This window comes from Exiguobacterium sp. BRG2, assembly GCF_031844245.1.
In the GTDB taxonomy this organism is placed as follows: domain Bacteria; phylum Bacillota; class Bacilli; order Exiguobacteriales; family Exiguobacteriaceae; genus Exiguobacterium_A.
In genome coordinates, this window is the sequence record NZ_JAUZUW010000003.1 from 13,706 (window position 1) to 29,379 (window position 15,674).

The 15,674-nt window shown below is 49.8% G+C and carries 16 protein-coding genes; 15 read left to right on the plus strand and 1 reads right to left on the minus strand.

The genetic code is table 11. The features are described 5' to 3' along the window. The first annotated feature begins 19 nt into the window (after positions 1-19). The 4 genes from trhA to Q9R23_RS05170 all read left to right on the plus strand — a co-directional run bounded on the left by trhA (position 20) and on the right by Q9R23_RS05170 (position 3,230). Entirely contained in the window at positions 20-679 is a 660-nt protein-coding gene (gene trhA / locus Q9R23_RS05155; protein WP_035396436.1) for a PAQR family membrane homeostasis protein TrhA, read from the plus strand. Then, positions 676-1,350: a TVP38/TMEM64 family protein gene (locus Q9R23_RS05160; protein WP_311246564.1), complete on the plus strand. Its 675-nt coding sequence runs from the start codon at positions 676-678 to the stop codon at positions 1,348-1,350. Before trhA ends, Q9R23_RS05160 begins: the two co-directional genes overlap by 4 nt. 84 nt (positions 1,351-1,434) lie before the next feature. Continuing rightward, positions 1,435-2,352, plus strand: a complete 918-nt coding sequence (locus Q9R23_RS05165; protein ID WP_035405952.1) for a proline dehydrogenase family protein — start codon at positions 1,435-1,437, stop codon at positions 2,350-2,352. Between the two features lie 59 nt (positions 2,353-2,411). Next, the gene (locus tag Q9R23_RS05170) at positions 2,412-3,230 is read left to right on the plus strand and encodes a DUF2785 domain-containing protein (RefSeq protein WP_311246565.1); all 819 of its coding nucleotides are present in this window, start codon (positions 2,412-2,414) and stop codon (positions 3,228-3,230) included. A 689-nt stretch (positions 3,231-3,919) separates the two neighbouring features. Here Q9R23_RS05170 and Q9R23_RS05175 read toward each other — a convergent pair. Further along, positions 3,920-4,567, minus strand: a complete 648-nt coding sequence (locus Q9R23_RS05175) for a class I SAM-dependent methyltransferase (RefSeq protein WP_290757604.1) — start codon at positions 4,565-4,567, stop codon at positions 3,920-3,922. Positions 4,568-4,750: 183 nt separating this feature from the next. Here Q9R23_RS05175 and Q9R23_RS05180 point away from each other — a divergent pair, with 183 nt between their 5' ends. The 11 genes from Q9R23_RS05180 (at position 4,751) to Q9R23_RS05230 (ending at position 15,634) form a co-directional block, all read left to right on the plus strand. After that, the gene (locus Q9R23_RS05180) at positions 4,751-7,168 is read left to right on the plus strand and encodes a 3-hydroxyacyl-CoA dehydrogenase/enoyl-CoA hydratase family protein (RefSeq protein ID WP_290757606.1); all 2,418 of its coding nucleotides are present in this window, start codon (positions 4,751-4,753) and stop codon (positions 7,166-7,168) included. Positions 7,169-7,185: 17 nt separating this feature from the next. Beyond that, positions 7,186-8,376 (plus strand): acetyl-CoA C-acetyltransferase, encoded by a 1,191-nt coding sequence (locus Q9R23_RS05185; RefSeq protein ID WP_290757609.1) that lies wholly within the window; start codon positions 7,186-7,188, stop codon positions 8,374-8,376. Further along, the gene (locus tag Q9R23_RS05190) at positions 8,373-10,157 is read left to right on the plus strand and encodes an acyl-CoA dehydrogenase family protein (RefSeq protein ID WP_311246566.1); all 1,785 of its coding nucleotides are present in this window, start codon (positions 8,373-8,375) and stop codon (positions 10,155-10,157) included. The genes Q9R23_RS05185 and Q9R23_RS05190 overlap by 4 nt, the downstream gene beginning before the upstream one ends. Before the next feature lie 75 nt (positions 10,158-10,232). Next, the gene (locus Q9R23_RS05195; RefSeq protein ID WP_290757616.1) at positions 10,233-10,685 is read left to right on the plus strand and encodes a DinB family protein; all 453 of its coding nucleotides are present in this window, start codon (positions 10,233-10,235) and stop codon (positions 10,683-10,685) included. Between the two features lie 34 nt (positions 10,686-10,719). Further along, on the plus strand, positions 10,720-11,082 hold the full coding sequence (locus Q9R23_RS05200; RefSeq protein ID WP_290757620.1) for an arsenate reductase family protein: 363 nt from the start codon (positions 10,720-10,722) through the stop codon (positions 11,080-11,082). Positions 11,083-11,146: 64 nt separating this feature from the next. Continuing rightward, positions 11,147-11,530, plus strand: a complete 384-nt coding sequence (gene gcvH, locus Q9R23_RS05205; RefSeq protein WP_029342437.1) for a glycine cleavage system protein GcvH — start codon at positions 11,147-11,149, stop codon at positions 11,528-11,530. Positions 11,531-11,628: 98 nt separating this feature from the next. After that, the gene (locus tag Q9R23_RS05210) at positions 11,629-11,910 is read left to right on the plus strand and encodes a thioredoxin family protein (RefSeq protein ID WP_290757623.1); all 282 of its coding nucleotides are present in this window, start codon (positions 11,629-11,631) and stop codon (positions 11,908-11,910) included. Between the two features lie 538 nt (positions 11,911-12,448). Next, positions 12,449-13,087, plus strand: coding sequence for a class I SAM-dependent methyltransferase (locus Q9R23_RS05215; protein ID WP_290757625.1), 639 nt, complete (start codon positions 12,449-12,451; stop codon positions 13,085-13,087). Positions 13,088-13,090: 3 nt separating this feature from the next. Continuing rightward, positions 13,091-13,555: an S-ribosylhomocysteine lyase gene (locus Q9R23_RS05220; protein ID WP_023469165.1), complete on the plus strand. Its 465-nt coding sequence runs from the start codon at positions 13,091-13,093 to the stop codon at positions 13,553-13,555. After that, a complete protein-coding gene (locus Q9R23_RS05225) occupies positions 13,552-14,475 on the plus strand; it encodes a PLP-dependent cysteine synthase family protein (protein WP_023469164.1) in 924 nt (307 codons plus the stop codon). Before Q9R23_RS05220 ends, Q9R23_RS05225 begins: the two co-directional genes overlap by 4 nt. Beyond that, the gene (locus Q9R23_RS05230) at positions 14,468-15,634 is read left to right on the plus strand and encodes a bifunctional cystathionine gamma-lyase/homocysteine desulfhydrase (RefSeq protein WP_214727831.1); all 1,167 of its coding nucleotides are present in this window, start codon (positions 14,468-14,470) and stop codon (positions 15,632-15,634) included. Before Q9R23_RS05225 ends, Q9R23_RS05230 begins: the two co-directional genes overlap by 8 nt. Positions 15,635-15,674: the final 40 nt, after the last annotated feature.

A 15,674-nucleotide genomic window follows, 5' to 3' on the forward strand; every position in this document is an offset into this window, starting at 1 on the left:
GCAACAATCGAAAGAAACGATCGAAGAGCTACTCGCAAAAGGTGACTCCTTGAAAGAGGAGATCGCCAGTGCCATTACACACGGATTGGGTGTCATTTTCAGTATCGTCGCGCTCGTGATGTTGATCCTGCAGGCGACGAAATCCGGCAGCGCTTGGAACGTCACTGCTGTCAGTATCTTCGGGGCAACGATGATTCTCCTTTATCTGTTCTCGACCTTGATGCATTCGCTGATGCATACGAAAGCAAACAAGGTTCTACAAATTTTAGATCATGCTGGCATCTATTTGTTGATTGCCGGTAGTTATACACCGTTCGCTTTAATCACACTCCGTGGTCCGCTCGGCTGGACATTGCTCGGAATCGTCTGGGGTGTCGGAACGCTCGGCATCATCTGGAAGCTTTATTCGACCGGTAAATATGTCTGGATCTCGAATGCGTCTTATCTGATCCTCGGCTGGTGTTGTCTGTTTGCGATCAAGCCGATCTATGAAGCACTTGGATTACAAGGATTCTTACTGCTCCTCGGTGGCGGCCTTGCATACTCGCTCGGCGTCATCTTCTACGTCTGGGCACGCTTGCCGTACAACCACGCGATTTGGCATCTGTTCGTCCTTGCTGGTAGTGTGTTGATCTTCCTGTCGATTTTCTACTACGTTGCTCCAGCGACGATGTCATGAAGAAATTACGGCTCCGGGACTGGCTCCCGATCACGCTGTATTTTATGTTTGGTCTTGGATTGCTCCTGTACTTCCGGATGTCTGGAATGCTGGAGCAATTCGACATTCAGGCATTATCGGACTGGGTACGGGATCAAGGTCTCACCGGGATGGTGCTTTATGTCCTCGCCTATACCGTTCGACCGCTCGTCTTTTTCCCGGCGAGTCTTTTGACCGTTTTTGGCGGTTATACGTATGGTCCGTGGCTCGGAACACTACTCGACGTCATTGGTGCCGGTACCGGTGGATTGCTCAGCTTTTGGATCGCCCGGTTGCTCGGTCGCAGTGGGGTCGAAAAATTGATCGGGAAAGGGAAGTTGAACGTGCTTGATGAACGGATTGCGACGAACGGCTTTCTCGTCGTCTTGATCGTCCGGTTGATTCCGTTGTTTCCGTTTGACGCGATCAGCTATGCATCGGGTCTCTCGAAAATCCGCTTCAAACAGTTCGCGATCGCCAACTACATCGGGATCATTCCCGGTGCGTTCGTTTACAACAATATCGGCTCAAGCCTACGCGATCCGTTCTCATGGCAGTTCTTCCTCGCGATCGGTCTGTATGTCTTATTCTTTGCCGTAGGACTTGTCGCACAACAGATTCTCAAAAATAAACAAAAGAAAGAGCGTATGTAAGCGCTTTATGTCATAATATAAAGGCAGAGATGTGAACCGATACGGTAAAACAGCCTAGCATTTATTTAGGGGGAATCATGAGTGATGGAAAAAGTACTACGGGATGGTTTTATCTTCTTATCGCAAAACAAGACATTGAACGGTCTCGCCAAGCGATACGGGCTTAAATTCGGAGCAAGTCGCTTCGTGGCAGGGGATTCATTGGAAGCATCAAAACGGGCGATCCAGGAATTGAACGCAAAAGGATTATGCGTCACGATGGACCATTTAGGGGAGTTCATCTCGACGGTAGCGGAAGCAGAGATGATGACACAAGAATGTATTCGTGCGGTTGAGATGATTGCGGAAGAAAAATTAGACTCGCAACTCTCGTTGAAACTGACATCACTCGGACTCGATATCTCGGACGACTTGATTCGCTCGAACATGGAACGGATCTTAACGCGGGCGAAAGAACTCGGTGTCTTCGTCACGATTGATATGGAAGACGAGCCACGTTGTGAAAAGACGATTCAACTGTTTGAAGAATTGCGCCAATCTTTCGATAACATCGGTACGGTCATCCAGTCATACCTTTACCGGTCGGAAGATGATATCAAACGTGTCGGACGCTTCGAGACGAATCTCCGGATCGTTAAAGGGGCATATAAAGAGCCGGCAACGGTGGCGTTCCCAGAAAAAGAAGATGTCGATCACAACTACATCAAGCTCGTGAAGTTACAATTATCACTCGGAAACTATGCTGCCGTCGCAACACATGACGATGCGATGATCGAGCAAATCATCCGTTACGCTAAAGAAAACGGGATTGAAAAAGACCAGTTCGAATTCCAGATGTTATTCGGCATCCGGGTTGAGCGTCAACTCGAACTCGTCAAACAAGGCTATAAAGTCCGTGTCTATGTCCCTTATGGACGTGACTGGTATGGTTACTTCATGCGCCGTTTAGCAGAACGACCGGCAAACGTTGCCTTCGTTCTCAAAGGAATGGTCAAAGGATAAGAAGAGAAGGCGATGCAATGCTGCATCGCCTTTTTTTGATTCAGGGAGGAGAGGACAGAATGGCACGCACAGAACAAGAATTCAAGGAACTGCTGCAACAAGACGCGAATGTAACGCCTGGATTACTCGATGAGTTACTTCTACATATCGGTTCGACGGATTCTGAGTTACGAGATGGATTGATCTATCCGCAGTTAGCGACCTATATCGCATCAGAGTCCTTTACGATAGAAGACACCAATCGAATTTTCGATTTTATTTTAAGCGGGCATGGATTGATGTATAGAATGGGAACAGCGGACACAACAGCTGTTCTGACGCGATCATTTTCAGCATTAGCACTCGCTGAGCTGTTAGTGATGGATAAAACTCGGCGTATACTGAATCAAGAACAGTTGTATCGGCTGTCGACGTACTTGCAAACGTACCTAGAGCAAGAAAAGGATGTCCGTGGATTCATTGATGGAATGGGATGGGCACATAGCATGGCGCATATCTCCGATGTTTATGCGGTCTGGTTTACGCATCCAGCCAGTCGTCCGCAGGAGGAAATCGGAGCGATTGATGCGATGATTCGTCAGTTGACGCGGTCCGATTATCTCTATGTCGATGAAGAAGCGGACCGGATGGTAACGGCGTGGTTACAAGCTTGTCGTCATGGACTGTCAGAAGATATCTTATTGCAACGAATCGAACAGAAGGTGAAGACGTGGCTTGAGAGTGACGTGACGTGGGGAGATGCGGAGTGGACGACGTATCGTAACGTCAAACAGATGCTACAGACACTCTATTTCCGACTGAAATGGGAAGAGCAATCGGGTCTTGTCTTGGTTGAAGAGTGGTTGCGACAGGTACATCAGCGAACGCATGGAGGATGAAGCAAAGTATACCGGACGTTCCCAGCATCTTCTCTTTCCTCAGGCGGGAAGTAAGCCGCGGCATTTCGCATTCCATGCGATTTGCCGTGTCTTCCTCTTCCCTGACGGAAGCATGGTTCATGCTTCCTTTTCCTGTAGGAGTCGAAGATGCCCGGTTCGTCCTGAATGAACTAAACTCAAAAGCGATCGATTTCCGTCAATGGAATCGATCGCTTTTGAGTTCTTTGGATAATAAATGAGTGCGTCCTCCTCACATGTCTTCACCCGACTCCTACAGGAAAAAGTGCGACGTTTCATCTCGCACTGTCAGAGACAAACAAGACCCGGATTCGTTATCCGAAGGATGAGGAAGACTGGCTTGTGTCTCGCCTGAGGAAAGCGGGTGAGAAGACAGTGAGGTGAATAGTGCGTTACATCGATCATTTCGCATCATGGCCAAATGATATTACCTAGAAACACCATCCCAGCAAATAAACCAATCATTAAGAAGACAGTAGTTTGTGGTTGGAAACGTTTCTCCCGATAACGTCGAAATAAACGGTCCCCCAATGCCTGTATACAGAATAAGAGACCAATAAAGAGTAGAAAGAATTGCCATCTTTCTAGAACATCGAGAGCATCAATGTAAAATAAAAAAACAATACATAAAGCTATTAATATAGACGTATAAAAGGTACTGTGTGACATATTTATCGCTCCCTCACAGCCGTCGTCTGAAAAGCAAATAAACACGAGAAAGCATGGGCTTGATCCAGTAACCGATGCCCCGTCATGACGGCTCCTTCTTTTTGAATGATCGCTTCATCAAGCAACGTCCAGCCGCGCTCTTTTGCTAGCTGCAGCAATTCCCACGGCATCATCGTATTTCCCATCGCGACTTCTTCACCGTACAGACGACGATAAGCAAGTTGACGCGGAGCGGCTGTCGGACCAAGTAGACTGATGACGACAAGTGGGGCAACGCGTTCGATTTCTTGCAGTACTTGAACGGGACGTGTCGACCATTCGAGTGAGTTGACGGCAAGAACGACGTCAAATGCATGATCAGCGAACGGTAACGCTTCGCTCGTCCCGACGATGAACGTCTGCTCGGGTGATTTCTGACGCGCGATTCGAATCATTTCGTCTGAGAGATCGAGTCCGACTGTCTGAAAGTCCGGTGTGAGTAGTCGACAGGCTGCCCCATCACCGCAACCGAGATCAAGCAACCGACCACCGGTGATCATTTTTCGTAAGAACGGTAAAACGGTTTTGCGACTGCCGTTCGTCCACATATCGTCAGCGCGATCCGCCCAGTCGGCGGCTTTTTGATTCCATACATGCTCGGTTTGACTCATTTTCAACCACTCCTTTTTATCAGTCTAACAGGAAAATTTGTCCATTGACTGATTTTTTATTGCTACTGAATCATTATTCATTTATGATGAAGATGTAGAAGAAGCACACCAAAGTCGTTCGGCTTCTTTTTTTGTCAGTATAATGAATGGTTGTTCATTCAATTTAAAATCAGGGGGTATATCATGGCGAGTCAAATCGGTCAGCCGACCACAATCCAGTTGACGAAACACATCCAATTCGCCGTCATCATCGGTTCAGGGGTGATGGGTGCAGGCATCGCGGCACATCTTGCGAATGCTGGCATACGGACATTGATGCTTGATATCGTACCAAAAGAACTTACGGCACAAGAAGAGAAGCAGGGCTTGACGCTGAGTGATCCGCGCGTCCGCTCCCGCATCGCGCGCGATAACCGCGAAAAACTCTTGAAACAAAATCCAGCACCACTCGCGTCGAAAAAATTGATCGACTTCATCGAGGTCGGAAACTTAGAAGACGACTTAGAACGTCTGAAGGAAGCAGACTGGATTGTCGAAGTCGTCGTCGAACGACTCGACGTCAAACAGCAATTGTTTAAAACGATCGAACCGTTCATTCGGGAAGACGCGATCGTCAGCTCGAACACATCAGGAATTTCAATTGAAGCGATGCGTGAAGGACGCTCCGAATCATTCAACCGTCGTTTCCTCGGGACACACTTCTTTAACCCACCACGTTATCTGAAGTTACTCGAGTTGATTCCGACGTCAGACACGGATCCACGTGTCGTTGACTTCATGAAACAATTCGCAGAAGAACGACTCGGGAAAGGTGTCGTCATCGCGAAGGATACACCGAACTTCATCGGCAACCGAATCGGGACATACGGTCTCCTCGTGACGATGGATGAGATGAAAAAAGGTGGCTATTCGATCGGGGAGGTCGATTCGGTCACAGGTCCACTGCTTGGTCGCCCAGGGTCAGCGACGTTCCGCACACTCGACGTCGTCGGCATCGACACGTTCGTCCATGTTGCGAACAACGTCTATGACTTGTTGCCGGAAGGCGAAGAGAAGGAGACGTTTGCGGTTCCGACTGAGATGCGTCGCCTTGTCGAACAAGGAGCACTCGGTGCGAAGACGGGTCAAGGGTTCTACAAGAAAGTCGGAAAACAGATCCTTGAACTTGATCTCGAGACATTCGAGTACGTTGAAAAGAAAGCGCTTACTGAAGCGTCGATTGGACACGCTAAAGCACTTCCGGGCGCAAAAAACAAACTGAAAGCCGTCGTCTTCGCACAAGATCGTGTCGGTGCCTTACTCTGGCCGATCCACGCGAAAACATTGCTCTACTCGGCTCAGCTGACTGGAGAAATCGCAGATGACATCAAAGCGATCGATGAAGCGATGAAATGGGGCTTTGGTTGGAAGATGGGACCGTTCGAGACATGGGACGCACTTGGTGTCGAGAAAACGGTCGCGAAGATGAAACAAGACGGTTACGCGGTACCAGCATGGGTCGATGAGATGCTCGCAGCAGGAAAAACGAGTTTCTATGATGCGTCCGGTCGTCATTATGACGCAACGACACAAGACTACGTCGGAGCAACGGTCAATCCGAAGGAAATCCGCCTCCGTGATGTCCGGAAGTCAAACGGTGTTCTCCTTGAGAACAATGGGGCACGTTTGCTTGATATCGGTGACGATGTCGCAGTCCTTGAGTTCACATCGAAGAGCAATGCAATCGGTGTCGACATCATGCAGATGATCGAACAGTCAGTCGATCTCGTTGAGAAAAACCACCGTGGTCTCGTCATCGCGAACGATGGCAAGAACTTCTGTGTCGGTGCGAACCTAGCGATGATGCTGATGGAAGCGGAAGATGAGAACTGGTTCGAACTCGACTGGATCATCAACAAGTTCCAACAATCGATTCAAAAGATTCGTTACGCATCGCGTCCGATCGTCGCTGCACCACAAGGAATGACGCTTGGTGGCGGTACAGAGATCTCGCTTCCGGCAGCTCGTCTGCAAGCTGGTCTTGAAACGTACATGGGTCTCGTCGAAGTCGGTGTCGGTCTGATTCCGGGAGGTGGCGGAAACGTCAACACGTACCGTCGACTGCTAGAAAACACACCGGACGGACTCGTCAACATCGAGAAAGCAGCGCAAAAAACGTTCGAGAACGTCGCGATGGCAAAAGTCTCAAAATCAGCCTTTGAAGCACGCGAACTCGGATATGTTCGCTCCGTTGATCAGATCTCGATGAACCGGGATCACTTGACGTATGATGCGAAACAACTCGTCCTTGAACTGGACCGGACTGGCTATACGGCACCCGCGAAAGCGAAGATTCCAGTCGTCGGTCGTGCGGGGAAAGCGACGCTTGAACTCGCAACACGCGAAATGTTCTACGGCGGGTATATCTCGGAGCATGACTTAAAAATCGCCAGTAAACTCGCACACGTCATCGCCGGTGGGAACGTCGCCTTCGGTAGCCACGTCGATGAACAATATATGCTCGACATCGAACGGGAAGCATTCTTGAGCCTGATCGGTGAGATGAAGACACAACAACGGATGCAGCATATGCTCGTCAAAGGCAAGCCGCTTCGTAACTGAGGACTGGGGGGATTCGGATGAAGGAAGCAGTAATCGTCGCCGGTGCACGAACACCGGTCGGAAAAGCAAAAAAGGGCGCATTCAAATCGATGCGCTCAGATGAATTAGCAGGCATCGCCATCCAGGAAACGTTGAAACGGTCCGGCTACACGGGAGCGGTCGATGACGTCATCCTCGGATGTGCCTTACCGGAAGCAGAGCAGGGGATGAACATCGCTCGCTATGCTTCAGTCCTCGGTGGATTATCCCATGAGGTACCGGCGATCACGATCAACCGGTATTGCTCAAGTGGATTACAATCGATCGCTGACGCGGCAATGAAGATCATGACGGGGCAAGCAACCGCTGTCGTCGCCGGTGGACTCGAATCGATGAGTCAAGTCCCGATGCCAGGTCACGTCGTTCGACCTAATCCGTCGATCGTCGACACGGCACCAGAGTACTACATGAGCATGGGGCATACAGCGGAGCAAGTCGCTGCGACCTACAATGTCTCACGAGAAGATCAAGATGCCTTTGCCCTGAAGAGTCACCAAAAGGCAGCAGCAGCAATCGCAGCTGGTAAGTTTGTTGACGAAATCGTCCCGGTAACGGTGACGGAACAATTCGTCAATGATGAACTGAAAATCGAAGAGAAGACATTCGTCGTCGAGCACGATGAAGGCGTTCGCCCAGATTCGTCACCTGAAGGTCTTGCAAAACTTCGCCCAGCGTTCCGCCTCGGCGGTAGCGTCACAGCAGGGAATTCTTCACAGACGTCAGACGGTGCGGCTGCCGTCCTCGTCATGGAACGGGAAGAGGCAGAACGCCAAGGGTTACCGATTCTCGGTAAGTTCAAATCGTTCGCTGTCGGTGGTGTCCGTCCGGAAGTCATGGGTATCGGACCGGTCGTCGCGATTCCAAAGGCACTCGAACTCGCAGGCATCACGCTTGAGGACGTTGGTTTGATTGAGTTGAACGAAGCGTTCGCTTCGCAGTCGCTCGGTGTCATCCGTGAGCTTGGATTAAACGAAGACATCGTCAACGTCAACGGTGGAGCGATCGCCCTCGGTCACCCCCTCGGTTGTACAGGAACGAAATTGACATTAACGCTCTTGCATGAAATGAAACGCCGGAATGTCCAGTATGGTGTCGTCTCGATGTGTATCGGTGGCGGAATGGGCGCAGCAGGCGTATTCGAACTAGTTGAAGGAGGAACAGGACAATGAGCCAAACGACAAACGAATTAATCAAAGGTGGCAGTTTCGTATTAGATGAGTTAGCACCAGAACGTCTCTTCACACCAGAGGATTTCTCGGAAGAACACAAAATGGTCGGTGACATGACAGCGAAGTTCGTCGAAGATCGTGTCGTTCCAGTCCTTGATCGAATCGAAAAACACGAGTTCGAATTATCAGTCGGTCTCCTCCGTGAAGCAGGCGAGCTTGGTCTACTCGGCGCAGACGTTCCGGAAGCATACGGCGGCTATCAGATGGATAAGATTTCGTCTTCAATCATTACGGAAAAATTCGCACGTGGCCGTTCATTCGCCCTCAGCTACGGCGCACACGTCGGAATCGGTTCGTTGCCGATCGTCTTCTTCGGTAACGAAGAGCAAAAGCAGAAATACTTGCCGAAACTCGCTTCAGGGGAGTGGATCGCTTCGTACGCATTGACAGAGCCAGGCTCTGGTTCAGACGCTCTCGGTGCTAAAACGACAGCTGTCTTGAATGAAGCCGGTACGCACTACATCCTAAACGGTGAAAAACAATGGATCACGAACGCTGGTTTCGCAAGCTTGTTCGTCGTCTACGCAAAAATCGACGGCGACAAGTTCACAGCCTTCCTCGTCGAAGGATCGTATCCAGGCGTCTCGACAGGCGTCGAGGAACAGAAGATGGGAATCAAAGGATCATCGACACGGACGTTGATCTTACAAGATGCAGAAGTACCAGTCGATAACGTTCTTGGTGAGATCGGACGCGGTCACGTCATCGCCTTCAACATCTTGAACGTCGGTCGTTACAAATTAGCTGTCGGTGCTGTCGGTTCATCAAAACGGGCGATTGATCTCGCAGTCCAGTACTCGAACGAACGGAAACAGTTCAAGACACCGATCAGCTCGTTCCCATTGATTCAAGAAAAACTCGCGACGATGGCAGCACAGACGTATGCGATGGAAAGTTCGGTCTACCGGACGGGTGGTCTGTTCCAAGACAGCCTCGATCAGTTGTCAGAAGAAGAAAGCAAGGACGGTAAGAAAATCGCCGATGCAATCGCGGAGTACGCAATCGAATGCTCAATGAATAAAGTCTTCGCTTCGGAAACATTTGATTATGTCATCGATGAAGCGGTCCAGATCCACGGTGGTTATGGCTTCATGGCAGAATATGAAGTCGAGAACATGTACCGTGATTCACGGATTAACCGGATCTTCGAAGGAACGAACGAGATCAACCGTCTGCTCGTCCCGGGAACACTTCTGAAGAAAGCGATGAAAGGCGAGTTGCCGTTGCTTGCGGAAGCACAGCGTCTGCAACAAGAAGTGATGAGCTTCATGCCGACAGAAATCGGAACAGCACCACTTGATCGCGAACGTCATTTACTGGCGATGATGAAGAAAATCTTCTTGTTGACTGCCGGAACAGCGGTCCAGAAATACCAGGACAAACTCCAAGGCGAGCAAGAGATCTTAGCGAATACAGCCGACATCATGAGTGCGATCTATGCGCTGGAGTCAGCAATCGTCCGGACGGACAAAGCGATTGCCGACAAAGGAATCGAGAAGAGCGAACTGAAAGTCCGTTACACGGAAGTCTTCGCACAACAAGCGTTCGAAGCTGTCGAGCGTGATGCGAAAGAGACACTCTACGCGGCAGCAAGCGGCGACGAACTCCGGATGTTGCTCTCGGCGCTGAAAAAATTCAGCCGTCACCAGCCGATCAACGTCATCGGTACGAAACGCGACATCGCAAAACGCCTCATCGAGTCAAACAAATATACGGTCTAAGTCAGGTTTACCGCTTCGCCTTTGCAGGGAAAATCTCTGTAAAGGCGAAGTTTTTGGTTGGAGGAGGAAAACGAGATGCGCCAAGAATTGGTTGAACTGCAATTTGCGATTGCCTACTATCAATCCCTTGAACGTTTGTCGCCGGAAGAATGGGATCTGCCGCTTGCCCTTAACAAGTGGACTGTCCTGGAATGCGTCAGCCACCTCTATTTATGGGACCGGTTTTATTACGATCATGCCATCTCGAAGTTACCGGATGAACCGCTGACACTGGTCGAGACGGATTTTGATCAGTTCAATCGACTGGCGGTCGAATATGCGCATCATATCGATCCGCTTGCTTTGTTAAAAAAAGCGATCAGCGTCCGGAGTGACATCGTCAATCACCTCGATCGTCTGTCTGATGAGGAATTTGCGGCGACCTATGAGAATTTTCGACCGCAAGAATTCGTCGAATCGTTCGTTGCCCATGACGCCCATCATCAAGATCAAATCGACGGGGCGCTCGCACGCTTGAAGCAGAAGTGATCCATCTGCTACTCTTGAAGGTGAGGTGATGAACATGACAACAACAGTCACGATGTACGGCTACCCGAAATGTAGTACGTGCGTCAAAGCGAAAAAAGCACTCGAACAACACGGTGTCGAAGTCGATTACAAACATATCGTCGAGGAGACACCATCTGCAACGACGATTCAGGAACTCCACCAAAAAAGTGGGGAGCCGTTGAAGAAATTCTTCAACACGAGTGGTCAATCGTACCGTTCGCAAGGAATCAAGGATAAACTTCCAGAGTTATCGGAAGACGAGCAATACAAGTTGCTCGCAAGTGACGGCATGTTGCTGAAGCGTCCGATCGTCACGGACGGGAAAGACGTTACGATCGGTTTCAAGGAAGAAATGTATCAAGGAAAATGGTATTAAGTTCAGAGTCGATTTTGGTATACTGAACACGTTAGTCCAAATTAGTCCACAGGGGGAATCGGAAATGAGTCAAGTAAAAGACAACTTACGCTATTCGGAAGAACATGAATGGGTCGAAGTATCAGGAAACAAGGCGCGCATCGGAATCACGGATTTCGCGCAACACGAACTCGGGGATATCGTCTTCGTCGAATTGCCTGAAGTCGGGGATACGATCTCAGCAAACGAGCCATTCGGTTCAGTCGAGTCGGTCAAGACAGTCTCGGAATTATACGCACCGATCTCTGGTAAAGTCGTTGCCATCAACGAAAACCTTTCGGATTCCCCAGAACTCGTCAACGAGTCACCATTCGAAGGTGCTTGGATGGTCGACATCGAAATCGAAGATGCTTCACAAGTCGAGGCATTGATGGACGCTGCAGCGTACAAATCGATGATCAACGAGTAATACTTAACGAAAAGAGAGTGAACGAGGCGCTTGCGTTTCGTCCGCTCTCTTTTTTTTGTATACTGACGACAGATACCACGAAGAAAGGAGCGACCGTCATGCAAGAGGTCACGACCGTCCCGGAAAACGGGCTATTGTATGTCTATGCACCGATGTGCGGGACATGCGCCATCGCAGAACGTATGCTCGATATCGTCGAAGCGACGGAATCAGGTCAATCGATTCAGAAGGCGAACGGGAATTTCATTCCGGATTTCTTAGAAGAAGCCCATGTCATGAGTGTTCCTGCGTTGTTGCGAATTGAAGAAAATCAAGTCGTAGAGCGACTTTATGCCTTCCAGTCCGTCCAAAACGTCTTTGCTTTCTGTCAAGAACGGTAAGAAAAGTCCGACTGGATTTTTCTTTTTATTAAATTGTCGGAATATTTACAATAATCCGTTGACAACGCCGAAATATGAATGGTATATTCATAACAACTTCTAGAAATGCATTATAGGAAGTCTAGCAGAGATGATCGTTCAATACGATTCAAGTCCTGAACCCTTTCTCCCATCCTAAGCCGGTGTATTGTTTCCCCTTAAGTCGTCCCCCAAAGACGAAGCGGTGCAATGAACGGGTGGTGGATCGAAAGGACCGATCAGGAAGTGAACGTAAGCTGGCGATCATGTCGAACAGGCGCCGTCCTCCACGCGGAAGAGCGAACAATTCCGAATGGAGCTGGGTTTTCCTTCGTAGCATTTCTAACCACATTATTCGTGTTGTCGGTTCGCCGGCAACGCCTTTTTTTGTTTTCTGGAAGTTTTTCGAGCCGGTCGCTTGCCAGGATAGAATCTCCTTGCTACAATGCGAATATGGAAAATTACTTTAATTCATATCCGATTACTCGGAATTAACTGGTGAGATGGAGGACGACAAGGCATGACAGTACGTTTTATGGATGTTTTCACAGAATGGGCATCGACGTATGACGAGACAGTAACCGGACACGATCCGGAATATAAAGAGGTTTTTCGTCGATACGATGAGATTTTGGATACAGTAGCGGATAAAGCGCAGTCGCCGGTCATTGAATTCGGAGCAGGCACAGGGAACCTGACACAACGTCTTCTGGCACGTCACGACGCCGTACTCGCCGTCGAACCAAGTCCGGAGATGCGGGCAATCCTGACGGAAAAGATTCCGTCGCTAGATGTACAGGATGGTCACTTCCTCTCGTTCGAAGCGAAGGAAGCACGCAGTTTCGTTTCGACGTATGCGTTTCATCATCTAACAGATGAGGAAAAGGGGGAAGCAATCGAACTGATGGCATCACATTTACCGGCAGACGGAAAAATCGTCTACGCGGATACGATGTTCGTCTCAGAAGAAGCACGCCAGCAAACGATCCGTGAAGCACGTGCTCAAGGGTTCGACGCGTTAGCGGAAGATCTCGAACGCGAGTTTTACCCGTTGATTCCAGTCATGGAAGAATTGTTTACATCACGCGGGTTCACTGTTAAATTTATACAATACAATCACTTCGTCTGGCTCGTAGAAGCCGAGAAAATGGGGGAATAAATCATGGCACTTCAAAAAATGAACGTCGAAAGCTTTAACCTGGATCATACGAAAGTCAAAGCACCCTATATCCGCGTCGCGGGTTATAAAGAAGGTAAAGTCGACCAAGTCGTCAAATACGATATCCGTTTCACACAACCAAACGTTGAGCAAATGCCGATGCGTGCGATGCACACACTCGAGCACTTACTTGCTGAAAACATCCGCAACTACTCGGATGATGTCATCGATGTCTCGCCGATGGGATGCCAAACAGGTTTCTACATGGCGATGATGAACTTCGACTCTGTCGAAAAAATGAGCGAACTCGTTGAGAAGACGTTGAAAGACGTCCTTGCAGCAGAAGAGATTCCAGCGCAAAACGAAGTCCAATGTGGATTTGCGAGCGCACATGACCTCAAAGGAGCGAAGCACTATGCCGAGAAAATGCTTGCCGGTCGTGATGAATGGGACATCGTCTTCGGATGATCGCGAACAACGTCCGCGACCTCGTCGGAAACACACCACTCTACGAGATCACTTCATTCGATTTGCCTGCTGGTACGCGCATTTTGGCGAAGCTCGAATGGATGAACCCTGGGGGCAGCGTCAAAGACCGCCTTGGCATTCAACTCGTTGATGCAGCAATCGAAAACGGACATGTGACACCAGGCGGTACGATCATCGAGCCGACAGCCGGGAATACCGGCATCGGCTTGGCGCTTGCCGCTAAAAAATATGATCTTCAAGTCATCTGTGTCGTTCCGGAAAAATTCAGTCAGGAAAAACAGACGTTGATGCGGGCACTCGGCGCAACCGTCGTCAACACGCCGACTGAACTCGATATGCAAGGGGCGATCGACCGGGCAAAAGAACTCGGTCAGGAAATTCCGAACAGTTACGTTCCGTTACAATTCGAAAACGAAGAGAACCCAGTCACGTATCAGCGGACACTCGGTCCTGAGCTGATTGCGGACTTGCCGCACATCGACTGGTTCGTTGCCGGTTGTGGTTCAGGTGGTACGTTCGCCGGAACAGCGGACTTCTTAAAACAACGTCTCGGTACAAAAGCAGCGATCGTCGAACCGGAAGGCTCCGTCTTAAATGGTGGTCCAGCCGGTCCGCATAAGACAGAAGGCATCGGAACAGCGAAATGGCCAAGTCTCGTTCCGCGTGAACTCGTCGACGAGATTCATACGATTTCTGACCGCGATGCATTTGACGCGGTTCATACACTCGCTGCTCGCGAAGGATTACTCGTTGGTAGTTCAGCAGGTGCAGCGCTCGTTGCTGCGCTTGATATCGCGAAGCGTCACCCCGGCAGTACGATCGTCACCGTCTTCGCAGACAGTGCCGAACGCTACTTAAGTCAACAAATCTTTGAAAAGGTGGACGAAACTCATGCGTAAGAAGACAGCATTGATTCATGGAGGAACAGGTGTCGACCGGGCAACAGGAGCCGTCACACCTCCGATCTATCAAACAAGCACATACAAGCAGGATAAAATCGGTCAACTTAAGGACGGATACGAATACTCACGGACAGCGAACCCGACACGGACGAGCATCGAACGATTGATTGCGGATCTCGAGGGCGGCGCACGTGGTTTTGCCTTCGGTTCTGGGATGGCAGCGATCCATGCCGTCTTCCACTTGCTTGAGTCTGGCGACCACATCGTCATGACGGATGATGTCTACGGTGGTACGTTTCGCTTGATGCAACGTGTCTTACCGAAGTTCAACATTCAAGTGACATTCGTCGATACGACGGACCTTGCGGCAACGGAAGCAGCGATCCAAGACAACACGAAGATCGTCTACGTCGAAACACCGACGAACCCGTTGTTGAAAGTAACGGACATCGCAGCCATCGCAACGATTGCCAAACGTCACGATCTTAAACTCGTCGTCGACAACACGTTCGCGACTCCATATCATCAACAACCACTCGCGCTTGGTGCAGACATCGTCTTGCACAGTGCAACAAAATACATCGGCGGACACTCGGACGTCGTCGCTGGACTTGTCGTCGTCAAAGATGATGCGCTCGGCGAAGAGCTTCACTTCATCCAAAACTCGACAGGCGGCGTACTTGGACCGCAAGACAGCTTTTTGCTCGTCCGTGGTCTTCGTACACTCGGTATCCGGATGGATGCGATCGAAGAGACAGCACATGATCTCGTTGCGTTCCTACAAGCGCAAGATATTGTCTCAAACATCTTCTACCCGGGACTTGCATCGCATCCTGGTCACGACATCCAAGCGAAACAAGCGACTGGGTTTGGTGGGATGATCAGCTTTGATGTTGGTTCAGCAGCGAATGCAGAAAAACTCGTCGAGGCGACACACTTCTTCACACTTGCTGAGAGTCTTGGTGCCGTCGAGAGTCTGATTTCCGTTCCGGCACGGATGACGCACGCGTCGATCCCAGCAGAGCGTCGGGCAGAACTCGGCATCACAGACGGTCTCGTCCGGATTTCAGTTGGACTTGAAGACGCGGAAGATTTGAAAGAAGACTTAACGCGTGCTTTCACGTTCCTCGAAAAAGTTTCTGAAAAAACTGTTTGACAACAAAAATAACCCCTGCTAATATTCAGAATATATTCTA